23 protein-coding genes are annotated in these 25587 nt (G+C 57.3%); 19 read left to right on the forward strand and 4 right to left on the reverse strand.

What is annotated here, in order from left to right:
* The first annotated feature begins 205 nt into the window (after positions 1 to 205).
* Positions 206 to 901, forward strand: a complete 696-nt coding sequence (locus K3G63_RS11645; protein ID WP_220614298.1) for a hypothetical protein — start codon at positions 206 to 208, stop codon at positions 899 to 901.
* A gap of 77 nt (positions 902 to 978) precedes the next feature.
* Here the strand turns inward: K3G63_RS11645 and K3G63_RS11650 are convergent, their stop codons facing one another.
* The gene (locus K3G63_RS11650) at positions 979 to 1821 is read right to left on the reverse strand and encodes an oxidoreductase (RefSeq protein ID WP_220614299.1); all 843 of its coding nucleotides are present in this window, start codon (positions 1819 to 1821) and stop codon (positions 979 to 981) included.
* Between the two features lie 548 nt (positions 1822 to 2369).
* On the opposite strand from K3G63_RS11650, the gene guaB reads away from it, so the two are divergent.
* The 8 genes from guaB to K3G63_RS11690 all read left to right on the forward strand — a co-directional run bounded on the left by guaB (position 2370) and on the right by K3G63_RS11690 (position 12742).
* Positions 2370 to 3842, forward strand: a complete 1473-nt coding sequence (guaB, locus tag K3G63_RS11655) for an IMP dehydrogenase (RefSeq protein WP_220614300.1) — start codon at positions 2370 to 2372, stop codon at positions 3840 to 3842.
* Positions 3843 to 4030: 188 nt separating this feature from the next.
* Positions 4031 to 6130, forward strand: a complete 2100-nt coding sequence (locus K3G63_RS11660) for a PP2C family protein-serine/threonine phosphatase (protein WP_220614301.1) — start codon at positions 4031 to 4033, stop codon at positions 6128 to 6130.
* A 14-nt stretch (positions 6131 to 6144) separates the two neighbouring features.
* Complete coding sequence (locus tag K3G63_RS11665; RefSeq protein ID WP_220614302.1) at positions 6145 to 6474, forward strand: STAS domain-containing protein; 330 nt, start codon at positions 6145 to 6147, stop codon at positions 6472 to 6474.
* Between the two features lie 24 nt (positions 6475 to 6498).
* Positions 6499 to 6912, forward strand: coding sequence for an ATP-binding protein (locus K3G63_RS11670; protein WP_220614303.1), 414 nt, complete (start codon positions 6499 to 6501; stop codon positions 6910 to 6912).
* Between the two features lie 197 nt (positions 6913 to 7109).
* Positions 7110 to 9407 carry a peptidylprolyl isomerase gene (locus K3G63_RS11675; protein ID WP_220614304.1) on the forward strand — a complete coding sequence of 766 codons (2298 nt, stop codon included), beginning with the start codon at positions 7110 to 7112 and terminating at the stop codon, positions 9405 to 9407.
* A 340-nt stretch (positions 9408 to 9747) separates the two neighbouring features.
* Positions 9748 to 11136: a peptidylprolyl isomerase gene (locus K3G63_RS11680; RefSeq protein ID WP_220614305.1), complete on the forward strand. Its 1389-nt coding sequence runs from the start codon at positions 9748 to 9750 to the stop codon at positions 11134 to 11136.
* A 109-nt stretch (positions 11137 to 11245) separates the two neighbouring features.
* Complete coding sequence (locus K3G63_RS11685) at positions 11246 to 12208, forward strand: MoxR family ATPase (protein ID WP_220614306.1); 963 nt, start codon at positions 11246 to 11248, stop codon at positions 12206 to 12208.
* 93 nt (positions 12209 to 12301) lie between these two features.
* Positions 12302 to 12742, forward strand: coding sequence for a hypothetical protein (locus K3G63_RS11690; RefSeq protein WP_220614307.1), 441 nt, complete (start codon positions 12302 to 12304; stop codon positions 12740 to 12742).
* A 187-nt stretch (positions 12743 to 12929) separates the two neighbouring features.
* On the opposite strand, the gene K3G63_RS11695 is transcribed toward K3G63_RS11690, so the two are convergent.
* Positions 12930 to 13814, reverse strand: a complete 885-nt coding sequence (locus K3G63_RS11695) for an SDR family NAD(P)-dependent oxidoreductase (protein WP_220614308.1) — start codon at positions 13812 to 13814, stop codon at positions 12930 to 12932.
* Between the two features lie 193 nt (positions 13815 to 14007).
* Here K3G63_RS11695 and K3G63_RS11700 point away from each other — a divergent pair, with 193 nt between their 5' ends.
* Complete coding sequence (locus K3G63_RS11700) at positions 14008 to 14586, forward strand: GNAT family N-acetyltransferase (RefSeq protein WP_220614309.1); 579 nt, start codon at positions 14008 to 14010, stop codon at positions 14584 to 14586.
* Positions 14587 to 14634: 48 nt separating this feature from the next.
* Here the strand turns inward: K3G63_RS11700 and K3G63_RS11705 are convergent, their stop codons facing one another.
* Entirely contained in the window at positions 14635 to 15684 is a 1050-nt protein-coding gene (locus K3G63_RS11705) for a hypothetical protein (RefSeq protein ID WP_220614310.1), read from the reverse strand.
* Positions 15685 to 15998: 314 nt separating this feature from the next.
* Here K3G63_RS11705 and recA point away from each other — a divergent pair, with 314 nt between their 5' ends.
* The 5 genes from recA to K3G63_RS11730 all read left to right on the forward strand — a co-directional run bounded on the left by recA (position 15999) and on the right by K3G63_RS11730 (position 21103).
* Entirely contained in the window at positions 15999 to 17087 is a 1089-nt protein-coding gene (recA, locus tag K3G63_RS11710) for a recombinase RecA (RefSeq protein ID WP_220614311.1), read from the forward strand.
* Between the two features lie 238 nt (positions 17088 to 17325).
* Positions 17326 to 18156: a DUF3108 domain-containing protein gene (locus K3G63_RS11715; RefSeq protein WP_220614312.1), complete on the forward strand. Its 831-nt coding sequence runs from the start codon at positions 17326 to 17328 to the stop codon at positions 18154 to 18156.
* 327 nt (positions 18157 to 18483) lie between these two features.
* Entirely contained in the window at positions 18484 to 19173 is a 690-nt protein-coding gene (locus K3G63_RS11720) for a response regulator transcription factor (RefSeq protein ID WP_310794601.1), read from the forward strand.
* A 99-nt stretch (positions 19174 to 19272) separates the two neighbouring features.
* Positions 19273 to 20364, forward strand: a complete 1092-nt coding sequence (locus K3G63_RS11725) for a cell wall metabolism sensor histidine kinase WalK (protein ID WP_220614314.1) — start codon at positions 19273 to 19275, stop codon at positions 20362 to 20364.
* 25 nt (positions 20365 to 20389) lie between these two features.
* Positions 20390 to 21103, forward strand: a complete 714-nt coding sequence (locus K3G63_RS11730; protein ID WP_220614315.1) for an RluA family pseudouridine synthase — start codon at positions 20390 to 20392, stop codon at positions 21101 to 21103.
* A 33-nt stretch (positions 21104 to 21136) separates the two neighbouring features.
* Here K3G63_RS11730 and K3G63_RS11735 read toward each other — a convergent pair whose 3' ends face one another.
* The gene (locus K3G63_RS11735; RefSeq protein WP_220614316.1) at positions 21137 to 22600 is read right to left on the reverse strand and encodes a hypothetical protein; all 1464 of its coding nucleotides are present in this window, start codon (positions 22598 to 22600) and stop codon (positions 21137 to 21139) included.
* A gap of 170 nt (positions 22601 to 22770) precedes the next feature.
* Between K3G63_RS11735 and rplM the strand changes: the two genes are divergently transcribed.
* From rplM to tsf, 4 genes are all read left to right on the forward strand, one after another.
* Positions 22771 to 23223: a 50S ribosomal protein L13 gene (gene rplM, locus K3G63_RS11740; RefSeq protein WP_220614317.1), complete on the forward strand. Its 453-nt coding sequence runs from the start codon at positions 22771 to 22773 to the stop codon at positions 23221 to 23223.
* A 35-nt stretch (positions 23224 to 23258) separates the two neighbouring features.
* Positions 23259 to 23645 carry a 30S ribosomal protein S9 gene (gene rpsI / locus K3G63_RS11745; RefSeq protein WP_220614318.1) on the forward strand — a complete coding sequence of 129 codons (387 nt, stop codon included), beginning with the start codon at positions 23259 to 23261 and terminating at the stop codon, positions 23643 to 23645.
* A 21-nt stretch (positions 23646 to 23666) separates the two neighbouring features.
* Complete coding sequence (rpsB, locus tag K3G63_RS11750) at positions 23667 to 24434, forward strand: 30S ribosomal protein S2 (RefSeq protein WP_220614319.1); 768 nt, start codon at positions 23667 to 23669, stop codon at positions 24432 to 24434.
* 147 nt (positions 24435 to 24581) lie between these two features.
* Entirely contained in the window at positions 24582 to 25421 is an 840-nt protein-coding gene (gene tsf / locus K3G63_RS11755) for a translation elongation factor Ts (RefSeq protein WP_220614320.1), read from the forward strand.
* Positions 25422 to 25587: the final 166 nt, after the last annotated feature.

The raw sequence follows: 25587 nt of genomic DNA on the forward strand, positions 1-25587 counted from the left end.
GTTTACGCTGCACGGGCTCTTGGCTTATGGCGCAAGTAGACTGACGACTACCATGCAGCGGACCCAGCGGGTAGTACTTCACGAAGCAGCATAGTCATTACCCATTTATAGAGGGGCGGGGTTAAGGGAATGTAGGCGGTAGGATTGTCTTGAGGGCATTACTCCTCCTTACGGGCTTTCGCCTGGCTTTACCCCCTTTATTTAGATGCATAAAAAACTTACCCTAGCCCTACTGAGCGCCCTAGCCAATTTGTCGGCTCACGTGGGCAAGGCCCAAGATGCCGCCGCGTGGCGAGTGTACTTCGAGGCTGGTCCCAAGATTAGCCAGTTTCGTGCGATGTCGTACGGCGGAACCTACCGCCCGCAGTCGGCCTCTCCCTCTTACTCGGAAGCCGACCGATCAGTGAAAATACGGAACACGTTTTCGGGCTTTATGCAGGTCAAGGCCTTTAAGCCGTTGTCGGAACACGTGGTGCTCTCGGGTACGCTGGGGCTTGATATGCAGCATCTGAACTACAAAACCGGTTACACTGAAACAGTAGTCAACAGCACCATTACAGCCTACGAAAATCAGCACATCAGCCGTCTGCTAAGCCGCGCCCGCGCCGACTGGGGTATTCACTACCAATTCAACATCGGCACCTCCGGCCGCCTCATGCCTGGAGTATCGGTGGGGCAGATGGTTAATCTGAGCAAAGACGGCTACAGCTATACTTTCATCCAGCCTGGCCTTTACTTCACCACGGATCGGCTGCTGCTCTCCGCCACCGTTTCCGATACTCCATACAACGTGCTTATACCGGGTGCCTCACACTTTGAAGGTGTGCTGAATGGCCCCTACACCTACGATGCGGAGTACCGTATCCGGGAGTTCCAGCTGGGTATCGGAGCCAAGTTTTAACAAGTCGAGCCTCGTTCTTGAAAAGGAAAAAGCCCCACAGTGCACAACTGCGGGGCTTTTTATTGAAACTGATTCACTTACTCGCCGGCCGGGAAGTCGGCGGAGTCACCGAGGTCGGCTACCTGCTCCAGCTCTTGTACCAGGGTCGTGAATTTGTCGCGGGCACCTTTTACGGCCGCTTTGCCCAGCGGCAGGTGCAGGGGTGGGTTTTCCTGGCGTACCACGTCGAACATGATTTTGGCAGCGCGCTGCGGATCACCGGGCTGGCGGCCGCTGTAGCCCTGAATGCCTTTCAGGTTTTCTCCTACGGTAGCGCGGTAGTCTTCAATTTGGGTGTCTACGTACGTGGCAGAGCCGCCGGCCCACTCGGTACGGAAGCCGCTGGGCTCAATGTTAGTTACCTTGATGCCGAGCGGTGCCACCTGCTGGGCCAGGCTCTCACCAATGGCTTCCAGCGCAAACTTGCTGGCGTTGTACACGCCTACCCCGGGGAAGGTCTTCAAGCCCCCGATGCTGGTGATGTTGAGCACGTGGCCGCTGCGCTGCTTCCGCAGGTGGGGCAGCACGGCCCGCAACACCCGCAGCGGCCCGAACACGTTCACATCGAACTGGCGCTGCACCTCGGCATCGTCAATTTCCTCGATGCTACCCAAGGAGCCGTAGCCAGCGTTGTTTACAATTACGTCTAGCTGGCCGAAGTGCTGCATAGCACCTTCCACGGCCTGCTTTACTTGTTGCTCATTTACCACGTCGCAGACGAAGCCGCGGCCGTTGGTGCCGGCCTTTTGCGTAAACTCATCGGCTTGCTCCTGCTTGCGGAACGTGGCGGCTACCTTGTCGCCCTGGCTCAGGCAGTACTCAGCCAACTCTTTACCGAACCCGGTGCTGACACCGGTAATAAACCAGGTTTTGGTTGCCATGGAATGTTGAGGGGAATTGTGAAAATCGTGACGACCCGGCCGTGGGCCGCTGGCAGGTTTAACCGGAAAGTAGGGGTAGGAGTTTTCGCGTCGTTGCTCTCTACGCTTTATCGTTTGGCTGAAACCAGCCCAGTACTACCCGGCTTTTTGCGGCCTAAACTCCAGTAAATAGCCTTTCCAGCCGCAGCAGGGGTAGCAAAAGGCAAGTGTTCTGGCGCGCACATCTTCCTGAGGAAAAATGCTTCGTTCATGTTCTGTTCATGTACGGGGGTGAAAGTTTGTGACCACCATCAGCGCGCTGCCGCTTGCAGTGCCTGCTGTACCAGCTCCACCATAACCCGTTCCCCCTTTTTTACTACCTACTCCCCTCAGCTAGAAAAGCCTTGGCACGTTTGCCAGGGCTTTTTTGCGGGGCCGGGGGCAAACAGCGGGTTCTGGTAAGCAGACGTAACGAAAGAATAAATGGAAATCAGGGGGTAAAAACCGGAAACCCAATTATTCGCCGTAATTTTACCCGGCAATAAGCGGAACCTAACCTTCTTGTTGCCATGGCCGACCACGCTGCCAAAATTGCCTTCGAGGCACTTACCTACGACGACGTCCTGCTACTGCCCGGTTATTCGGAAGTACTGCCCCGCGACGCCGACCCCAGCTCCCAGCTCACCCGCAACATCCGGCTCAAGCTTCCCTTCGTTTCGGCGGCCATGGATACCGTGACCGAGGCCGAAATGGCTATTGCCATGGCTCAGGAAGGCGGCATTGGCATCATCCACAAAAACATGAGCATCCGGGCCCAGGCCGAGCTGGTTCGCCGCGTGAAGCGCTCCGAAAGTGGGATGATCCTCGACCCCTTCACGCTGCAGGAGCACGCTACCCTGGCCGATGCCAAGAAGCTCATGCGCAACAACAACATCGGGGGCATTCCGATTGTGGACGAGCAGCGCCGCCTCAAAGGCATCCTGACCAACCGCGACCTGCGCTTCGAGAAAGACATGACGCGCTCCGTGTCCGACGTAATGACGCCCTCGCCGCTGGTGACGGCCAAAGCAGGCACTGAGCTAACCGCCGCCGAAGACATTCTACAGGATTCGAAGGTAGAAAAGCTACCCGTTGTAGATACCGAAGGCCGCTTGGTAGGTCTTATCACTTATAAAGACATCCGGAAGCGCCGCCGCACACCTCATGCCTGCAAAGACGAGTTCGGACGCCTGCGCGTTGGGGCCGCCGTGGGCGTCACGGCCGACTTGCTGGACCGCATTGCAGCTCTGGTAGAGGCCGGCGTAGACGTAGTAAGCGTGGATACGGCCCACGGCCACAGCAAAGGCGTGCTAGACGCCGTGCGCAGCATTAAGCAGCAGTTCCCCAATCTGGAGGTTATTGCCGGCAACGTAGCTACCGCCGAAGGGGCCCGTGCTCTGGCCGATGCTGGCGCTGATGCGGTGAAGGTTGGGGTAGGCCCCGGTTCTATCTGCACTACCCGCATTATTGCCGGCATTGGGGTACCGCAGCTTTCGGCCGTGCTGGAAGCTGCCCGCGGCCTGGAAGGAACTGGCGTTCCACTGATTGCCGATGGCGGTATCAAGTACTCTGGCGACGTAGTAAAAGCGCTGGCGGCCGGCGCTGGCACCATCATGATTGGCTCCCTGCTGGCGGGCACCGAAGAAGCGCCCGGCGAAGTGACGCTTTTCGAAGGTCGTAAGTATAAGAGCTACCGTGGCATGGGCTCGGTGGAAGCAATGGAAGAGGGCTCGAAAGACCGATACTTCCAGGATGCCGAGGACGACGTGAAGAAACTAGTACCCGAAGGCATTGTAGGTCGGGTGCCCTATAAAGGACTGGCGGCCGAAGTGCTCTACCAACTGGCGGGTGGCCTGCGAGCGGGCATGGGCTACTGCGGCGCTGCCACCATTGAGGCGCTGCAAACGGCTCGTTTCGTGCGTATTACCGGCGCCGGCCTACGCGAGTCGCACCCCCACGACGTACAGATTACCCGGGAGGCGCCTAACTACAGCAGCCGGTAGCCACTGCGGGAGAAAGCGCCTATGTTTCCAAAAGCCGATGCCCACCGGGGTGTCGGCTTTTGGACTTCTGGGGTTGGGCCCTGGCCTCGAAATTGAGGGGCGAGGAATACCTTTTCGAGCGTAGCGCGTATCTTGCCTATTCGTTTGCCCTACTCCCAGCCCCTGAAGTCCTAGTACCCCGCACGTACATGTCGTTTGTTCGGAAGCTGAATTCCTTTCTGCTACCTTTTCCTATTCTGAGTTGGCTGGGGCTGTTAGCTGGTACCCTCCTCTACGCTCACCCTGGTCTGGTTGGCTCGTCCGTTACGCTGCCCACCTGGGTACCCCTGTTCCTGCAGGCAGTGTTCACCCTCTGCGTTTTTGTGCAGGAGCGCACTACTACCGACCGGCTACGGGGGCTGGATTTCACGGGTCTGCTGCGCCGGCTGGTACTCGGTCCGGGGCTGCTGGCAACTGTCTGCGTAGGGCTGCACTTAGCCCAGCGGTTTCTTCAGCATGAGCTTCCTACCACGTCTTCCCTTGCTTTTACGGTGGTGTACACCATCAATGTGGGGCTATTCGTGTTGCTGCTCGCCCGCACAACGTACGCATGGCGCTCCTTGGTCCTATTCCGTGCCTCCACGCGCCTGCGCCACCTCTGGAACTGGTTTGAAGCACTACTGGCGACTACTCTGTTGCTGCGCCTGCTGGTAGCAGCCCCCCCTTATGGCCTGTCTATGGCGCTGCTGGGGGTGTTGGCATCCTTCGGGGCGTATGTCAGCAGCCACCAGAAATGGGTGGCCTACCTCAGCCGCCGACAGAAAGTAGACGCAGTGCTCTTGCAAGTAGCGGTGCTGCTGAGCATGGGTATCTTTGTGGTGTACTTCCTGCGGGTGCAGCGCGAGGCGCACTCGGTTGCGCCGGCCACTCAGTTGTCCTTTTTGCTGCTGAACGCGGGCTTCGCGGGCTTCTACGCCATCATGGGCTTGCTGGTCACGTTCTTCAACTTGCCTACCGCCGGCGTATTTGAGCAGAAGCGCGAAGAAATTCTAAGCCTGCAGCGCCTTACCCAGCTGATCCAGCGTGGCCAAACCCCCGAGGAGGTGTACCGCATGTTCTTCGATTCCGCCATTCAGACCGTAGAGGCCGACGCGGCCTGGTTGGAGGTGGAAGCTACCACCGAGGAAGAATACACCGGCCAGTACTACCGCGTACCGCCCGAGCAGGCTCTGGCCATCCGGGCGCTGCTGACGGACTATAATCTGGGGCATATCGAATACCTCAACAATGATCTGCCCAACAGCAGCGGCTTCCGGAGCCTGGATTTACCCTACAGCTCCCTGATTGTTATGCCGCTGCGCTCCAGCAAGCGGCAGTACGGAGCGCTGTACATGCTCAAGGAACAGGCTCAGGGCTTTGACCGGGAAAACCTGAGCATTCTGCAAACCTTCGCTAGCCAGACCGTTCTCAGCATCGAGAACCTGCAACTGGTGCAGGCCTCGCTGGACACTCAGCGGGTGCAGGATGAGCTGAAAATCGCCTCGGCGGTGCAGGACAGCCTAATCCCGAAAAACCTGCCCATTGACAACTGGTTTGAAATCAGCTCTCATGCGCTGGCAGCCACCGAAGTAGGCGGCGATTTTTACGACTTCCTGCACTTGCCCGGCCGGCGGCTAGCTGTCCTTATCGGTGACGTGTCGGGCAAGGGTGTGACGGCCGCTTTCCACGTGGCTCAAATGAAGGGGATTTTTCACGCTCTGATGCAGGAAAACCCGCTGGCCCGCAATGAGCGGGAGAAGTTTCCGGTACCCAGCAAGTTTATGGCCCAAGCCAACAACGCCCTGGCTCGCTGCCTGGAAAAAGCGGCTTTCATCACAGCATCCCTTTACATCATCGATTATGAGCACGGGGGCTTTGTGTTTGCCCGCGCCGGCCACTGCCACACGCTCTACTACCACTCCATCAAGGAAGAAGTATCCTACTTCCGCACGGCGGGCCTGGGCCTGGGCATTATTCGCCACGACGGGTACGAGAAGCACATCAAAAACCAGTTCTACGACTACAACCCCGGCGACGTGATGGTTATTTACACCGATGGGATTGTGGAAGCGCGTGATGCCAACCAGGAGGAATACGGCGAGGAGCGCCTCAAGCAAATGCTTGAACATACCTACTACCTTGACGCCGACGAGATTAAAGAGAAAATTTTAACCGATTTGAATGAGTTCAGTCGCGGCCAACCCATGCACGACGACCAAACGCTGCTGGTCATAAAATTCAAAGCTGCTCAACCTGAACCTGCCCTTTAACGTAGCATGGAGGTATGAAAATAACGCAACAAGCCACCGATAACACGCTCACCCTAAGTCTGGATGGGGAATTAGACGCCAGCTCCTCGGTAGTCCTTGATACTGAACTAAGTAAGGCTGAAATACTCAACAACCAGAAAGTTCTCATTGATTGCCGGCAGTTGAATTACATTTCTTCTGCCGGACTAGGGGTGTTCATCTCCCACCTGCAGCGCTTTCAGGATGCGGGGGTTAAGCTGGTATTTTTCAACATGCAGGAGAAGGTGCACAACGTCTTCGAAATTCTGGGCCTCGACTCCTTGATGACCATCGTTCCGTCAGAGGCCGAAGCCACTGCTATCTAGTCGCTCCACTGAGTATCGCGGGGAATGGAACACGCAATCCGAATCAGCTGCACACGCCGCAACCTCAAGGTGGTGCGCGACTTCGTGAGCGACTTTTTACTACGCTACCATCTCACCGATTTACTGGTTAACCAGATAGTACTGGCCGTGGACGAGGTAGTAGCCAACCTCATTATTCACGGCAACAGCGAAGATGAGTCCCAGTTCCTGGATGTGCGCGTCGACGTGGTCAACCAGGAGTTCGGCATTGAGATTGAAGATACTAACCTGACTTCCTATTCGCCCACCAGCTACCACGAGCCTGATTTGCAGGAGTATGTGCGTATCGGCAAAAAAGGTGGGGTAGGCATGATGCTGGTCAACCGGATTATGGACCGGGTAGAGTTTACCACCCACGGGAGCCATAATCTGTGCCGCTTATACAAGAAACTACGCTAGCAACCCGTTAGCCTTTGGTAATCAGAAAAGCACTCCCCGCCCGGAGTGCTTTTTTGTGGCCGGCACGTTGCGCGTACAGCCCAGTCGGAGCGGCATCTGTGGCGCCGAAAAAATCCGTAAAATTGCAACAGTAGCCATCCGCGCCCTGGTCATTTGCCGGCCGGATTCTTCGCTTTCGCCGATTCTTTATTCTCTGTATGCATAAACGCATTCTGCTTGCCGGCACCGCCGCCGCTTTTCTGGCCGGGTGCCACGCCTCTAAACCTACTACCTCCGCTACGTCGCCTACCCTAGAAACGCTGGGTAGCACTGCAGTTCCGGCCTCGGAATTTGCCTACGTGTATCGCAAGAACAACAGCTCGGCTCCGGAATACGGCACTACAGCCAGCGTACAGGAATATCTTGACCTCTACACCAACTTCAAGCTGAAGGTGTTGGAAGCCGAGCAGCGCGGCCTCGATACCACCCAGGCTTTCCGCCGCGAGCTGGACGGCTACAAGCAGCAACTGGCCCAGCCCTACCTTACGGAGAAAAGCGTAACGGATAAGCTGGTGCGCGAGGCCTACGACCGCCTGAGCAAGGAGGTAAACGCCTCGCACATTCTCGTGCGCGTGCAGCCCGACGCAGCCCCCAAGGACACGCTGGCAGCCTACCAGAAAATTGCGGCCCTGCGCCAGCGCGCCACCAGCGGCGAAGATTTCAGCAAGCTTGCCCGCGAAACCTCCGAGGACCCCTCGGCTCGCGAAAACGGGGGGCGGTTGGGTTACTTCACGGCCATGCAGATGGTGTACCCGTTTGAGTCGGTGGCTTACGCTACACCGGCGGGACAGGTGTCGCAGCCCGTGCGCACGCGCTTTGGCTACCACATCATCAAGGTGAATGATGTGCGCCCGGCCCAGGGCGAAATCAAGGTGGCCCACCTCATGATCCGGGCCACGCCCGGTATGCCCGCGGCCGATTCGGCTACGGCCCGCAAGAAAGTGGACGAGCTGTACAACCGCCTGGCCCGCCGCGGCGAGAACTGGGAAAAGCTGGTTACGCAGTTTTCGGAAGATGCCGGCTCGGCCGCCAACGGCGGCGAGTTACCGCCCTTCGGCACTGGCCGCATGATTCCGAGCTTCGAAGAAGTAGCATTCAAGCTGCAGAAGCCCGGCGACATCTCGCAGCCTGTGCAAACGCCCTACGGCTGGCACATCATCAAACTCATTGAAAAGCAGCCCGTACCGTCCTTCGAGGCGATGGAGCCCACGCTTAAGAGCAAGGTAGCCAAGGATTCCCGCTCGGAGCTGAACCGCACGGCCTTCCTTAAGAGGGTCCGCACCGAAAACAACTTCACCGAAAACCAAGCTGGTAAGGAGTACGCCTTTGCCAAGGCGGACACGGCCTTGGTAATGGGCCGCTTTCAATATACGACGCCAGCCCCCGCTACCCCCGCTAAGGGCAAGAAGGTTACCGGCGACGCGCAAACCCTGTTCACCATTGGGGGCAAACCCTACCTCGTGTCGGAGTTTCTGGCTTACGCCCAGCAGAACCAGAAGCCCCGCCCGGGCGCCGATGCCCGCTTCGCCATGCAGCAGCTCTACGACCAGTACGTGGACCAGAGCCTGACGGACTACGAAAAAGCCAACCTGGAAACCAAATACGAAGACTACCGCATGCTGGTGAAAGAGTACCGCGACGGTATTCTGCTGTTCCAGCTCATGGACGAAAAGGTGTGGAGCAAGGCCATTGAGGACACGGTAGGGCTCCAGAAGTTCTTCGCCGATAACCAAGCCAAGTACCAGTGGGAACCGCGGGTGCAAGCTACCGTTATCAGCGCCGCCTCCCCGGAGCTGCTTACTACAGCCCAGCAACTGCAGAAAACCGGGCGCTACCCCCTCCGCAACGGCCTGCCGGCGCCGGTTGGCTTCCGGGCTGCCTCTGCCGAGTTGCCCGCCAGCGTGCCCGCCCTCGACGACTTGGCCGCCCGCCTCGCGGCCGACCAATCGGTGAGCCTGACGGCCGTAGGCCGGGTGAAACGGGGCGAAGCCTCCCCCCTGGCCCGCCGCCGCGCCGACCGGGTTGTGGCCTATCTGAAAGGTAAGGGCATAGCGGCCGACCGCCTACGCGCCACCGCCGACACCAAGCCCGCCAGCTCCCAGGTGACGTTTGAGTTGACTACTACCAACCCGGCTGCTTTGGAGCAGATGCTTAACACGCAGAATCCGCTGGCCGTGCAAGTGCAGCAGCGCAGCTTCCAAAAAGGGGAGAACAAAGCGGTAGATCAGTTTCTGACCAGCGCACCCGGCACCTACACCACCCAGCAAGATGGCCGCTACTACGCCATCGTGGTAGAAAAGCAGCTGCCCGCCGGCCCGAAAACCCTGGCCGAAGCCCGCGGCCAGGCCACCTCCGACTATCAGAACTTCTTGGAGAAGGAGTGGCTAAATCAGCTTCGTGCCAAGTACCCGGTGAAAGTCAACCAGGCAGAAGTCGACAAGCTGGTTACTAAATAAGGCTGTATTCTGCGGCCCCTGTTCACCTCCCGGGCCGGCAACGCTCCCTGTTCCCTCCACCCGATGCCGGGCAGCCCGGTTCGTGTTGTGGTGAGGGCAGGGGACATTGCCGGTCCGGGATGCTGCTTTTTAGGGCTTTGCTACCATCATCTCGGCCAGTATGCAACCCCCTGGCTAAAATGCAGCTCTCCGGAAGTACACGGGCACCAACCGGGCCTCACGCGCTGTTTTTGCCGGAGAAAGGATTTATGATGAAATTTACGGGCGGCTTTTGGCGTTTTGCCTGCTGTCTGGTCCGGGGTAGCGTTGGATGACGCACCGGGCATTACGGAACTACTCCATGATTCAATTTTTGTACGTACCGGCCCGGAAGGCACTGCTTAGTGCGGCGCTTTTGGCCGTTTCCGCCACGGCTAGCTATGCCCAGCTGGGCGTTGGCCGGCCCGTAGGACAGCGCATTGTAGACGGCATCATTGCCAAAGTCGATAACCAGATTGTGCTGCGCTCCGACCTCGATGCCATTTATGCCCAGGAGGAGGCCCGCGCCGAAGGCAAACCGTTGCCGCCCGACACAAAGTGCCGGATTCTGCAGAGCCTAGCCCTCAACAAGCTGCTGCTCGCCAAAGCCGAAACCGACTCTGTAGTGGTGGAAGACTCGCAGGTGAAGGGCGAGCTGGACCGGCGCATGGCCTATTTCGTTCAGCAGATTGGCTCCGAGAAAAAGCTGGAAGAATATTACAACAAGCCCGTCAAGCAGCTGAAGGAAGAGCTGCGGGTGCAGGTAAAAGAGCAACTGATTCAGCAGAAAATGCAGGACCAGATTGCCGGCAAGGTATCGGTTACGCCCCGCGAGGTACGCCAGTTTTTCAGCCGCATGCCTAAGGACAGCCTGCCCTACTACTCCACGGAGGTAGAGGTAGGACAGATTGTGATGCTGGCCAAAACCAACAGCAAAGCCAAACAGGAGGCCCAGGCCAAGCTCAACGAGCTGCGGGCGCGCATTGTGGCCGGCGAAGACTTTGCTACCCTGGCCAAGCAGTTCTCCCAGGATCCCGGCTCGGCCGCGGAAGGCGGCTACCTGGGCTTCTTCAAGCGGCGGGAGCTGGTGCCCGAGTACGAGGCTGCGGCCCTGCGCCTGGAGCCCGGCGGGTTGTCGCCGATTGTGGAGTCGCAGTTCGGCTTCCATCTCATTCAGCTCATTGAGCGCAAGGGCGACTCGTTCAGCACCCGTCACATTCTGCTTAAGCCGGAAACTGGCTCGGCCGATACCAACGAGGCCGCCCGGGAGCTGACGAAGCTGCGCCGGCAGATTCTGAGCGACTCGCTCACGTTTGCCAAAGCAGCCAAGGACAAATCCGACGACAAGGTGAGCGGCGGTAATGGTGGTTTGCTGCAAAACCGCCGCGACGGCAGCACCTACCTGCCCCTTGACCAGGTAGACCCGGCCATTTTCTTTACCATCGACACGATGAAGGTGGGCAGCATCACGCCGCCCCTGCCTTACCGGACCGATGACGGCAAGGACGCCGTACGGATTTTGTGGCTGAAGTCGAACACGCCCCCGCACCAGGCCAACCTCACCGACGATTACCAGAAAATTGCGGCGGCGGCCCTCAACGAGAAGAAAAACAAAGCCCTGGATGCCTGGTTTGCCCAGAACCGCGGCACTGTTTTCCTGGAAGTTGACCCCGAGTATTCCGGCTGCCAGCTGCTTAATTCCACTTTGTAGAACCTAGGCCCTAAAAGCTTAGAACTCAGACAATGTTCTGACGCCAGCGCCGCTAGAACATTGTTTGAGTTCTGAGCTTTTAGGGTCTACCCTCTCATATCTTTTCTTTATGACCTTCGCCTCCGATAAAGAAGCCGCCGATGCGCTGGCCCGTTCCTACCAGAAGCTGCGCCAGGAAATCGGCAAGGTGATTATCGGGCAGGATGAGGTGGTGGAACTGGTACTAACCGCCGTCTTTTCGCAGGGCCACTGCCTGCTGGTAGGCGTACCGGGCCTGGCCAAAACCCTGCTTATCCAAACTATTGCCGACTCGCTGGATCTGTCCTTCAACCGCGTGCAGTTCACGCCGGACCTGATGCCTTCCGACATTGTGGGCTCGGAAACCCTGAATCAGCAGCGCGACTTTCAGTTCGTGCCGGGGCCTATTTTCGCCAACATTGTTCTGGCCGACGAAATCAATCGGACTCCGCCCAAAACGCAGGCGGCCTTGCTGGAAAGCATGCAAGAGTACGCCGTAACAGTAGCTGGCAAGCGCTACCCCCTGCAACGGCCCTTCTTCGTGCTGGCTACCCAAAATCCCATTGAGCAGGAAGGCACCTACCCCCTGCCCGAAGCACAGCTCGACCGGTTTATGTTCAACATTGAACTGGGCTACCCCAGCTACGAGGCCGAGCTGCAAATTGTAAAGAATACTACTTCCGATACGAAGCCCACAGTGGGCAAAGTACTGCACGCCGCTGAAATCCAGGCCTACCAGCAGCTGGTACGCCGCGTGCCAGTGGCTGACAATGTGGTAGAGTATGCCGTAGGGTTGGTGCACAAAACCCGCCCTAACACTGGGCGGGCCGCCGCCCGGGCCTCGCAGTTGCTGGAATGGGGCGCCGGGCCGCGGGCTTCCCAGCATCTTATTGTGGGTGCCAAGTGCCACGCCCTGCTGCACGGCAAGTACTCGCCCGATATTGAGGATGTAAAAGCGGTAGCCTTGCCTATTTTGCGCCACCGGCTGGTGCGCAACTTTAAGGCCGAAGCCGAAGGCATCACCGTAGAGCAAATCGTCAAAGAACTTCTTTGATTTTAGTTAAAAATCAAAAATGAAGGAGTAACTAATCCGCTATCGGCGGCGCAAGCCCAGTAGCGTATTAGCACCATTTTTAATTCCAACCACATGGAGGCAGCCGGTTATTACCAGCAATTTGAACGCAACCTTGAAATTATCCTGAGCGGCTTGGAAGCAGGCCTCGATATTCGCTCGACGGCGCTGGGTACGTCCTTGCCCCTGGAAGTGTATGTGCTGAGCGAGGTACTAAACCAAGGCGGCGGACAGTTCCAACTGACTACGGAGGGCGCTTTTGATCGGCTGCGGGAATTTTACGCGCAGTTTCGCCAGAATGAGGCTGGCACCGAGGCTCTTATGCAGCGCATCTTGGCCGATAAAAAAGATATCATGCGCACACCGGAAGGTCGCGTCCTGACCAAGGAAATGCTGATCCGTCGTCTGGAATATTTCAACGAGGCTGCCCGCCAGGTAAACGTGATGCGTAACCAGCACGCGCTGGGCAGCCCGCCACAGTCCCGTTCCGGCGTGGGCGCCGCCCTCCAGAAATAGGGCCGCGGATGTGGACGGGCGTAGAAAGAAGTAAAGCCGCTCCGTTCAACTGTGCTTCGCTGGTTTTACGCCACACAACAAGGCCTTCTGCCATTAACCAATGGTAGAAGGCCTTGTTGTGTGAAGCATTGCCAGATAGAAAGAGAAACATATCCGTTTCTGCATTCACTCGCATCCGCGGTCTGGCCTACGACATGGAAGCGGATGCTTCTTTACGCACTTTGGTGTGGCCGTCTTTCGAGTGCTTGAGCTGCAGCTCGCCTGCCGGCTCCTGCTTGAGGTGACCGGGCACCTCATCCCCATGCGGGCCTTTGGAGATGGTTACGCCACCGTCAACGAAATACGTAGCGCCTGTCACGTAGCTGGCTTCATCGGAGGCCAGGAACAAGTAAACGTTGGCAACTTCTTCCGGCGTTCCGCGGCGCCCCAAGGGAACACCCTGAGTGGTCATTTTCTCCATTTTTGCATCCATCGGGCCGGTTTCCTTGTGCGTCCAAGCCGTATCGATGGGACCGGGCCCCACAATGTTGGAGCGCACCCCAAACTTGGCCTGCTCCACAGCTACGCCGCGCTGGAAGGCATGTACAAAACCTTTAGTGCCCCCGTAAGGTGTATTTTGTGGCTCGCCCATGTGGCCCGCCTCGGAGCCCGCCGACACAATGTTGCCGCGGGTTTTCTGCAGGTAGGGAATGGCCGCCCGCGTCATCATAAAGTTGGAGTACACGTTGTTTTTAATCATGTACTCAAACGCTTCGGTCGGATACTTGTCGATGGTAGCCACGGCCGGAAACGCACCGGCATTGTTAATGAGAATGTCCAGCTTGCCAAACTCCTTCACCGCCGCCTTCACGCAGGCTTCAGCCGTTTGTTCGTAGGAAATGTCGCCGAGGTAACCGATGGCCCGGCCGCCCTCGGCCAGGATTTCGTCCACTACTGCGCGCACTGGGTCACTATCGAGGCCTACCACCACCACGGCGGCTCCCTCGCGGGCGAATTTCTTGCTGATGGCCTCGCCGATGCCGGCACCGCCGCCGGTTACAATGGCTACTTTATTGATGAGTCTGCCTGACATGAGTAGGGTACAAAGGGTGAACAGATAACAGCAGGTGGCAGCGCTACCCGCCCAACCTGCAAGCCGGCGGGCAATTGCGCAGTGCTTATGAACGAGCGGCACCCCATCGGGTTTCTACCGCTTTCTGGGCTGGCCCTACTATCCCCGTTACCAGGTGGTTTAGCGTACTGTATCCGGCCGTTTTCCCAAAATCATGCACGCTTCCCCACCCCTGCCCGCCTTGCCCGGTAGTCCTCTACATACCCCTCGCCTGACTTTGCGACCCTACCTGCCCTCTGATGCCGCCGATTTTTTTCGGCTGATTGACGAGAACCGCCCGCGCTTACGACCCTCTTTTCCGGCACGGGAGGCTACTGTGCAAACTGCCACCGATGCCCTCCAGGTTCTGGCTCAGTTCCGGCACGACTGGAGCCTGGGCCGCCTATATGTGCTTGGGATATGGCTCGCTGCTACCGGCCGCTACCTCGGCGACATCAGCCTGAAGCCTAACTGGAGCCCCCCCGTTACCCTGGAAATTGGTTACTACCTCGCTGCTACCGCCGAAGGCCAAGGCTTTGCCCGGGAGGCCTTGGCCGCGGTGGTGGAGTTTGGGTTTGCTACCCTGGGCGCGGAACGGCTGCTGATCCGGTGCCGCGCCAATAATCCTCGAAGCTGCGCCGTAGCCGAGTCAGTTGGCTTCCAGCAGCTTACCCCGCGGCCACGCTTGTGGCCGCTACGGTCATTCGTCAGTTCCGAGCAGCCTATTCTTTACTACATCCGCAAGCGAGAGTAGCATCGGGGGGATACTTGCAACCCATTCTTTGGGCGGGCACCGATATTTCTACTCTGCTGCGCGCTGTAGCTTAGTTAGCAGAAAGCTTTGGTTGAAATTTAGGTAGAGAGCAAACGAGAAATCGAAGAGGCCATTATTTACATCGTACACTGGCTCAAATCGGGTGGTCAGAATGATTTTGCCCGGTAATTGGTAGTCGCGCAGCACCCGCATAATCAGCAGTTGCCGTGTCTTTTCCGTGTACAAGGGGTCGGCCACCGATACGGAAACCGACTGGTAGAGGCGTCCGCCCAGCGGCGAGATGTATCCGCTCCCCTGCCAGTAAGCGAACTGCACGTTCGAGAGCCGCGTGTCTAGTCCGGCATTTAGGTAGAGCCCAGTTCCGCGCCGGAAGGGCAGCAGCCGGGTAAAGGAATAGTCGTGGAAGTAGGTACCGTAGCCGTCGAAGTGCACCGCTTGCACCCAACTGTCAGATAGTACGCGTCGCAGCCGGGCCCCGGCCGCTACGTTAAACAGCGTCTGCAGCGGCCTGTCGATGGTATCCAGTTGGCCCCCGCGGTGGGTAGCCGTGAATTGGAACGGCAGTTTCAGCAGCCACCGGGCAGAGTCGGTAAGCACGGCGTGCTCCAGGCTAAGGCCGCCGGCTACCTCCTCCTGAAAGTTACTAAACCGATACTGCTGACGCTGCCAATTCACCCAGGCATCCAAGGCGGTGCGCGGCGTTTGCAGCTGGTACTGCACGCCTTCCTCCAGCCGATTGGTAATAACCCGCTCGAAGTCGAACATCGGTTCAATGTAGCCGTGGTGCAGATGGCCTTCGATATTACCAAATAGCAGCCGGTGGGGCCCGTTCTGATACTTGACGGTGAACAAGGGGCGCACCTGCCGGAGCCGAGCCGTACCGTAGTCTTTCCAGAGAAAAACCCCGGCTTCCAGCCGGATATTGGCCGAGGGAAAGTACACCACCCGCGGGGCCAGCTGGGCACCGAAGTAGGTCAGGCCTGGGTCAATCTTGTTGAAGTACTCGTTGTCCTTGTTGAACAGGAAGCCCTGCACATCCAGCCGCAGTTCGTGCTCGTACTCCGGGCCTACCGGCAAGCGGTGGAGAAAGGCCTGGTTATTCAGTTGCGCCCGGGCTGCCCCCGCGGCGCCTAACCAAGCTAGCAGGGTCAGAATCAGAGCGGTACAAAGTGACCTGTTTCCCAAAAATTTTAGCACAGGAAAAGCCTCCTAAAATCAACGAAATTTTTTAGCATTGTGGGCACAAAATATAGCTCAGGTGCGTTACTACTAGCCGACCCGAAAAGGGGCCGGCAGTGTAGTTCCGGCAGGCTTCGGGCACCGTTGTGCCACCAAGCAAAAAGGCCTACATTCACCAAACCTAAGCATTTCCCAACAACCCCTCCTATATAATGGCTGCAACCACTGACAAGGCCGTCAACGCCAACGCCGAGAAAATGAAAGCCCTCCAGCTGACGCTGGACAAGCTGGACAAGAGCTACGGCAAAGGCACCGTGATGAAGCTCAGCGACAACAAGGTGATGGACGTCGAAGTCATCAGCACCGGCTCGCTGGGCCTGGATATTGCCCTGGGCGTGGGTGGCCTACCCAAAGGCCGTATCGTCGAAATCTACGGGCCGGAATCGTCGGGTAAAACCACGCTGACCATGCACGCTATTGCCGAAGCCCAGAAGAAGGGCGGCATTGCGGCCTTCATCGACGCCGAACACGCCTTTGATCCGGCCTACGCCCAGAAGCTGGGCATTGACACGGAAAACCTGCTGATTGCGCAGCCCGACAACGGGGAGCAAGCCCTGGAAATTGCCGACCAGTTGATTTCCTCCGGCGCCATCGACATTTGTGTAATTGACTCCGTGGCCGCCCTAGTGCCGAAAGGTGAACTGGAAGGCGACATGGGTGATTCCAAGGTTGGTTTGCACGCCCGTTTGATGTCGCAGGCCCTGCGTAAGCTCACGGGTACTATCAACAAGACCAACTGCCTGTGCATCTTCATCAACCAGCTGCGCGAGAAGATTGGCGTAATGTTCGGCTCGCCCGAAACTACGACTGGTGGTAATGCCCTGAAGTTCTATGCTTCTGTACGCCTCGACATCCGTCGTATTGGCCAGATCAAAGAAGACAAGGACAATGTTACGGGTAACCGCACCAAAGTGAAGGTGGTGAAAAACAAAGTGGCACCTCCCTTCAAGGTGATTGAGTTCGATATCATCTACAACGAGGGCATCTCGAAAGTGGGTGAAATCCTCGATCTGGGCGTCGACATGGGCATCATTGCCAAGTCGGGCTCCTGGTTCTCGTATGATGGCAACCGCCTGGGCCAGGGCCGCGAAGGGGTGAAGACGGTGCTACAGGACAACCCTGAGCTGGCCGACAAAATTGAAAGCCAGATCCGGGCCATGGTCAAAGGTGAGCCGGAGGCTGCCCTGGCCGCCATTCCCGAAGACCGCACCCTGGACGATGACGACACCTCTGAGCTGTAAGTCGCCCGATCTTCCTTCTCTTCTAATAAAAAAAGCTCGACCGAAGTCGGGCTTTTTTTATTGCCCTTAGCTAAGCTCGGCCCGCAATCCACGCCTTTACGCGCCAAGACAACAACTCAACCTTATCGTCGCGCCAACTCTTTTCGTAGAGCCTATTTTTTGGCCTGTTATATCCGGTTATCTTTGCTGGCACCGCATTTGAGAAGGTACCGGCTACACCTTTATCTGCCGCTCTTACATGATTCGCCGCTGGCTTCTGTTTCCTGTATTGGCGCTGCCCCTGGCAGCGGTACTCACGGCCTTTGGCCCTGTTTCTGACGCGACCCGCAGCATCCCCAACACCAGCTTCGAGCGGGGCGAGGTGCTGCAATATAAGGTGCACTATGGCCTGATTAACGCGGCCGAAGCGACGATTGAAGTCGATGGTGCCGTGCATCGAGTGAATGAGCGCCCTTGCTATCGAGCTACCGTAACGGGCCGCACTACGGGCTCCTTCGACTACTTCCTCCGCATCCGGGATACGTGGCGCTCCTACATCGACACGACCAGTATTTTGCCCCAGCGCTTTTTCCGCAACATCGAGGAAAAAAGTTACCGCAAGCGCGAGACGGTAGACTTCGACCATGTGCGGGACATAGCCAACGTGGAAAGCCACAAAAAAGACAAGAACGACGTCAAGAGGGGCAGTTTCAAAACCCCGAATAACGTGCAGGACCTAGTCAGCGGCTTCTACTTCCTACGGACGCTCAACTACGACCAGCGCCGACCTGGCGAGGTCATTAAAGTTCAGGGCTTTTTCGATGATGACGTCTTTAACATGGACGTGATATACAAAGGCCGAGAAACGGTAGAAACCAAGGCCGGTGTCATCCGCGCCATCCGCCTGGTCCCGAAAATGCCCAGCAATAAGCTTTTTAAAGGAGAAAACGCTATTTCGGTGTACCTCTCCGACGACCGGAATAAAATACCGGTGCTGATTCAGGCGGAAATGTTTGTGGGCTCCGTGAAAGTGGACATGTACAAATACAAAGGCCTCCGAAACCGACTGAACTTGGTGGCTACAAACTGATGCTTGCTCGAAGCGGCTCCCGTTGGGGGCCGCTTTTCTTTTTTCCTCTACCTTTCCCCTCGCCCGAGTTATTACTTGATGCAGACCACCTTAGCTTCTCGCCGCCGCTCTGTGCTCCCGGCTCCGCGCTCCGCGGCGCCGGTCAGTGCCAGCCCCCGGCAGGCTTCCTCATTGGTTGATTACGTCTGGCCAATTCCGCTGCCGGTACCGCCCTCGGCCCGGGCGGCTAGTAACGAAAACGTAACACGCCGCGCCCGGCGGCCAGCCATACTTTTGTCTTCGCGCATTCTGTTTTACCCCAAACCACCTCGCCCCGTGCAGCCAACCATCACCCCCAACGCGTACAAGATTCTGGTAGTTGACGACGACCCGGATATTGTGGAACTGCTGGAGTACAACCTGCGCAAGGAAGGCTACGAGGTAGCCAGCGCCCCCGATGGCCGCAAAGCCCTGGAAATAGCCCCGCAGTTCGGCCCCGACATAATACTGCTGGACGTGATGATGCCCCACCTCGATGGCATTGCCGCCTGCCGCCAGCTCCGGGAGCTACCCCGCTTCAAGGACACGTACATTATCTTCCTGACAGCCCGGGCCGAGGAGTTTTCGGAGGTAGCCGCTTTCGAAGCCGGCGCCGACGATTTCATTGCCAAACCCATCAAGCCCCGGGCCCTGCTCAGCCGCCTGGCCGCTTTCGTGCGCCGCGACAAAGATCCGCAGGTGCAAACCGACAGCATTGAAATCAACGGCCTCAAGATTGACCGGACCGGCTTTGCCGTGTATCAGGAAGGCCGCAAAATCACGCTGCCCAAAAAAGAGTTCGAGTTGCTGGCCTTTCTGGCCGCCTCTCCCCACAAAGTATTCGGCCGCGACGAGCTGCTGCAAAATATCTGGGGTAACGACGTATTTGTGCTGGCCCGTACCGTGGACGTGCACGTGCGCAAAGTCCGCGAGAAAGTAGGCGACCACCACATCCAGACGATTAAAGGGGTAGGCTACAAGTTCAATACCGACAATTAGTTTTCCTTGGGAAGACCAGAGGAAGGAAGAATTACTTGGCAGCTAACCAGCTGATGCTATAATTTTTCCTTCCTCTTTTTCTTCTTACGTACTCCTCCCATGCGGTTTTCCGTTTCCTCGCGCACACTGGCCATTCTGTTGTCTTTGCTGGTGGCCTCCGTGCTGACGGCCCTGGCCTGGGTAGCTCCTACCCTCTCGCTGCGGGAAGGAGTTTTGGCGGCGGGCATTACTGTGGCGGCGTGTTTTCTGCTGCTCTACCTGATGTTTGAGGCCCTGATTTTCCGGGAAATTAACACCATTTACGAAGGCCTGGAGCACATTAAGCGCAAGGAATTCCGGCGCCTGTCGAACAAGTTTCTCTTCCGGCCGGAGCCGCTCAAGCGCATGCGCAACGAGATTCTGGGCATGGCCCAGCGCAAGCAACAGGAAATTGATGAGTTGAAGCGCCTACAGGTGCTGCGGCGCGAGTTTTTGGCCGATGTATCGCACGAGCTGAAAACACCCATTTTTGCCGCCCAGGGGTTTGTACACACCATCCTGGACGACGATGATACCGATGAGTTCACCCGCAAGAAGTTTCTGCAGAAAGCTGCCGCCAGCCTCGACGCTCTCGACTTGTTGGTACAGGACCTGGTCAGCATTTCTCAGCTTGAAAAAGGCGTTATCCGCATGCGCCGCCAGCCGTTCGATATTACCCAACTGGTGCGTGACATCTTTGAGCAGTTGGAGTTGAAGGCTACCCGCCGCAACGTCACGCTGGCCCTGGCCCCCGACGACTTTCAGGCCGCCGGGGGCGGCGTATGGGTGCTAGCCGACCGTAACCGCATCCGGCAGGTACTGATCAACCTGATTGACAACGCCATTAAGTACGGGCGAGAGAACGGGCACGTCACGGTGGCTCTGACGGAAAGCGGCAAAACCGTGCGCGTTAGTGTACACGATGATGGTGAAGGAATTCCAAAGCAACATCAAAGCCGCATTTTCGAACGGTTCTACCGCATTGATAAAAGTCGCACCCGTGAATCCAGGGATGCCGGTGGCTCCGGCCTGGGCTTAGCCATTAGCAAGCACATTGTAGAGGCCCACAAGTCTACTATTCGGGTGCACAGCGAGGTAGGGCAAGGCACCACTCTTGAGTTCAAGCTGCCCCGGCCCCGCAGTACCGATGCGCGGGCACCACTTGCCTCGTAAGAAGTGAGTACCTTTGCAGCTCTCTATGAAGCTGCCCAATTTCAACGACCTGATTCTGTTTGAGGACGAGGATTTCGTCATCATCAACAAGCCCCCTTTCCTAGCTACCCTCGACGAGCGGTTTGGCGGGGCGGCCAATATCTTGCGCCTGGCGCGGGAACACTACGACGATATTCAGGCCTGCCACCGCCTCGATAAGGAAACCAGTGGCGCCCTGGCCCTGGCCAAAAACCCGGCAGCTTACCGGCACTTGGCCATGCAATTTGAAAACCGGGAGGTGAAGAAGGTGTATCACGCTGCCGCCTGGGGCGTGCACGACTACGACGGCCTGCGCGTAGACCGCAGCATCGAAACCACTACCAAGGGCAAGGCCCGGTTGGCCTACAAAGGCAAACCGGCCGTTACGCTTGTTCGCACCCTGGAGGCCTACGCCCGCCATACGTTGCTGGAATGCCAGCCCATTACGGGCCGCATGCACCAGATCCGGCTGCACTTGGCTTACCTGCAGGCGCCCATCATCGGGGATACCATGTACGGGGGCGAAGACTTCTACCTCTCTTCCCTTAAGCGTAAGTTTAATGTAAAGCAGGGCGAAGAAGAGCAGCCCTTTATCAAGCGGTTTGCCCTGCACGCGGCTCAGCTCACGTTCGCCAAAATGAGCGGTGAGCAAGTAACCATTGAGGCTCCTTACCCCAAAGATTTCCGGGTGCTGGTCGAAACGCTGCGGCAGTATCAATAGCCTACTTGCTCACCGCACGAAAGCTATTGCTTGTTATAGCTTCTCGAAAATAGCGATACGCGCTGAATCGGCGGTGGGCTTGCGGCGGTTGCGAGGCATGGCCCGCCGCCAGCGTAGCCGGTAGTGCGGATTGTTGCGCAACGTTTCCAAAGGCACCTGCCCCTCCATCACGGCGTACCAGTCGTCCCAGAACACGAGCGTACCGACTGGTAGCGGCCAGCTTTGCTCGCGCACGGCGGGCATCGGGCTATGCTGAGCCCCAAATGGATCTACCTGCAAAGGCAAAGCCAGATAGGGATGGTGAAACACGACATGGGGCAGGGCGCCCTGACTCCGGGCCCAACGCGCGGCCTCATCGGCCAACAGCTGCTCCGAAGGCCGGCCAAAATCCCGCTCCCAACGGAAAGCCGCCCGGGCCCCGCAGAACAGGAAGCCTACCACGGCCACGGCCAGCCCGATCCGCACCCGGTTTCGCGCCTGTTCGCTCTGAACCAAGGCGGTGAGAGCCTCTACTCCGCGTAGGGCAATCAGGCTCACAAGCGGTACCACGCAGCACAGCACGCGAGTCAGCCCGAAGGAGCCAAAAATACCAAGGGCCCAGAAGATAGTATGCGCCCCAATAAAGACCACCACACTGCCGTAGACCAGCAGTAACTCAGCTGTAAACTTCCCGGGGTACAGTCGGGTAGCCGGCTTTGCCCACTTCCAGAGCATACGCAGCCCCCCTAACCAAAACAGCCCGTAGAGCACCCAACCTACCGTATTGGGCAAACTGATGAGGAAATGCCCCCACTTTCCCTGCCCGTAGCTTTCATTCCGGACAGGATAGGCGTTGTGGGTGAAAACCCAGAGAAAGTCCTGGTACACGAATAATCCGGCTACTCCATAGAGCACGAAGCCCAGTCCCAGCCACGGTAAGGCCCGCCAGTTGCGACTCACCAGCAGATAGAAGCCGTACACACCTAACAAAATAAACCCTTCGGAACGGGCAAATGGCAGAAAAGAAATAACGGCGGCTCCTACCCCTGCCCGCCCCTGTAGCGCCAGGGCTACCCCTGCTATCAATACCAAGCTAAAGGTAGGCTCCGTCAGGCCGGAAAATTGGATCCGGAAGTAATCTGGGGAGGCGTAGCAGAACAGAATAGCCAGCCAGGGCCACGGCAGACGCAGACTACGGGCTGCGCTGTAGGCAAACCAGGCCGAACCCGCTACCAGCACGCACTGCAGCAGCATAACGGCCCGCAGCCCTAGTTGCGCCGGCCCGGCCATCAGCTCCACTACCAAGGGCTTCGACCACGATTCCAGGAAGTTGATGGGGTGCTCGAAGGCGTAGCGGGCATAGAGGTAGTGGTTGATACTGTCGCCGGAGTCATAAGTGCCCTGCGTGAGGAAGGCCACTACCATGGAAAGTAGAAACAGGCCCAGCAACAAGCCATAAGCGCGGCGGTCGGCGGGTAGGGTAAAACCAGAGTCGGCGGTAGAACGAGGAACTAGCATAGGTGCCGTAAAAGTACGCAGCCGCGGCGGGGAGCCCACTCTGCAACTGTTTCAGAGACAATAATTAGCCGCTAGCTTGCATTTTGGCGGAAAGGCGGTAACTTTGTGTCCGTTTTTCCCGAACCGTGTTCGGTTTCTTCTTCATTTTCAAACGCTTATCCTCCTCCCCAATGGATCATCTGAGCTTCAAGACGGTATCCGTCAACAAAGCCAACGCCAACAAGGGCTGGGTTGTGGTTGATGCCGCCGACGCTACCCTGGGTCGTCTGGCCAGCCAAATTGCCAACATGCTGCGTGGCAAGCACAAGCCCTCCTTCACGCCCAACTCGGATTGTGGCGACAACGTCATCGTCATCAACGCCGACAACCTGCGCGTGACCGGCAAAAAGATGACCGACAAAATCTACATCACCCACTCGGGCTACCCCGGCGGTCAGAAGCGCATCAACCTGCGCGACAAGAAAGCCAAAGACTCGACCCGGGTGATTGAGCACGCCGTACGTGGTATGCTGCAGGGCAACAAGCTGGGCGCGGAGCAATTCCGTAACCTGTACGTGTATGCCGGCACCGAGCATCCCCACGAAGCCCAACAGCCGAAAGCTGTTTCTTTCACGAATCTCTAAGCCGGTTTCGGCCTCTCTTTTAACTTCTTCACTTAATGGAAATCTCCAATACCTCTGGTAGAAGAAAAACCTCGGTGGCCCGCATCTACATGCAGGCCGGGCAAGGGAATATCACTATCAACGGCCGGGACATCAAGGCGTACTTCGCTAATGAACTCCTGGAAAACATCGTGAACCAGCCTTTGGCTACTGTCGAGCAAGTCGGTCAGTACGACATTAAGGTGAACGTGCGCGGTGGTGGCATCTCGGCTCAGGCCGAAGCTATCCGTCTGGCCATCTCGAAAGCCCTCGTAGGCGACAACGCTGAGATTCGTCCGGCGCTGAAGAAAGAAGGCTTCCTGACTCGTGACCCGCGCATGGTGGAACGCAAGAAATTCGGCAAGCGCAAGGCTCGTCGTTCGTTCCAGTTCTCGAAACGCTAATCTTCCAGAGGAACCCTTATCATGGCTCAGACCACCACTTATAAAGAACTGCTTGATGCTGGTGCCCACTTTGGTCACCTTACGCGCAAGTGGGACCCGAAAATGGCGCCGTACATCTTCATGGAGAAGAACGGCATCCACATTATCGACCTGAACAAAACGCTTGTTTCGCTGGACCAGGCTGCCTCGGCCATCCGCAACATTGCTAAGAGCGGCCGCAAGGTAATGTTCGTAGCTACCAAGAAGCAGGCGCAGGAAATTGTAACGGAAGAAGCGAAGCGCCTGAAAATGCCTTTCGTAACGGACCGTTGGTTGGGCGGTATGCTCACCAACTTCACCACCGTTCGCAAGTCGCTGAAGAAGATGAGCACCATCGACAAGATGGTGAAGGAAAATACGGCTTACGCTGCACTAGCTAAGCGCGAGCGTCTCATGCTCTCGCGTGAGCGTGAAAAGCTGGAGCGTGTTCTGGGCGGCATCGCCGACCTGAGCCGCCTGCCCGCCGCTCTGTTCGTAGTGGACGTGAAGCGCGAGCACATTGCCGTGAAAGAAGCTCAGAAATTGGGCATTCCGGTATTCGCTATCTGCGATACCAACTCGAACCCCGAGCTGGTGCAGTTCCCCATCCCGGCTAACGACGACGCTTCGAAGTCCATCCAGCTCATCGTGAGCGTAATGGGTAAGGCTATCGAAGAAGGCCTGTCGGAGCGGAAAGTCGACAAAGAAGACGCCGACAAGAAGCAAGCCGAAGAAGAAGGCATCCAGGAGAAGCAGAACGCCGACGAATAGGCTAGCTGCCCTCCATAGAAAAGGGAACATGCGAAGCACTCGGCTCCGGTGTTCCCTTTTTCTTTAGCTGCAGGTAGCCTAGCTTACCTTAGCTGTGTCTCAGCTGTTACCCCCGAAAACCCTCTCAACCTCATATAACTCACAACAATGGCAGCAATTACCGCCGCAGACGTGAACAAGCTGCGCACCATGACCGGTGCGGGCATGATGGATTGCAAAAAAGCTCTGACCGAAGCTAACGGCGACTTTGAAGCCGCGCGCGACATCCTGCGCAAGCAAGGCCAGAAAATTGCCGACAAGCGTTCGGAAAATACCACCTCGGAAGGCCTCGTGCTGGCTGCTGTTAGCGAAGACGGTACCAATGGCAAACTGATTGCTCTGGCTTGCGAAACCGAGCCCGTTGCAAAAGTTGAAGACTTCAAGAACCTGGCCCAGCAAATTCTGGCCGCTGCCGTGAAAACCAATGCTTCTTCGAAAGAAGAGCTGCTGGCTGCTCCCCAGGAAGATGGCCGTTCCCTACAGGAGCACATCACCGACCTGATGGGTAAGATCGGCGAGAAGCTGGACGTAGTTGCTTACGAGAACGTAACGGCTGAGCGCGTAGCTTCTTACATCCACTCGGACAACAAGAAAGGCGTACTGGTAGCCCTCAAGAATGTAGGTGGTGCCGATGTAACTTCAGTAGGCCGCGACGTAGCTATGCAAATTGTAGCCATGAAGCCCGTTGCTCTCGACAAAGACGGCGTGGATGCTGCTACCATCGAGCGCGAAATCGAAATCGGTAAAGACCAGGCGCGTGCTGAAGGCAAGCCGGAAGCTATGCTGGAGAAAATTGCTCAGGGCAAGCTGAACAAGTTCTACAAGGAGAACACCCTGCTCAACCAAGAGTTCGTGAAGGACAACTCGGTAACGATTTCCCAGCTGCTCGACAAGACGCAGAAGGGCCTGACCATCTCGGACTTCAAGCGCGTAGCCATTGTAGGCTAAGTTCTTACAGCTCTATAAAAGCCCCGTTAGCTTCACTAACGGGGCTTTTTTGCGTTCATACTGTAAACAAAATACTTAGCCTCCTAACGATATAGGTCAACAGTATAACGATAGTTATAATAACTATGGCAGCTCAACCATAACATAAAATATATTATCAACCGGA

Origin of the sequence: Hymenobacter sp. HSC-4F20, assembly GCF_019599275.1 — a bacterium.
GTDB lineage: Bacteria > Bacteroidota > Bacteroidia > Cytophagales > Hymenobacteraceae > Hymenobacter.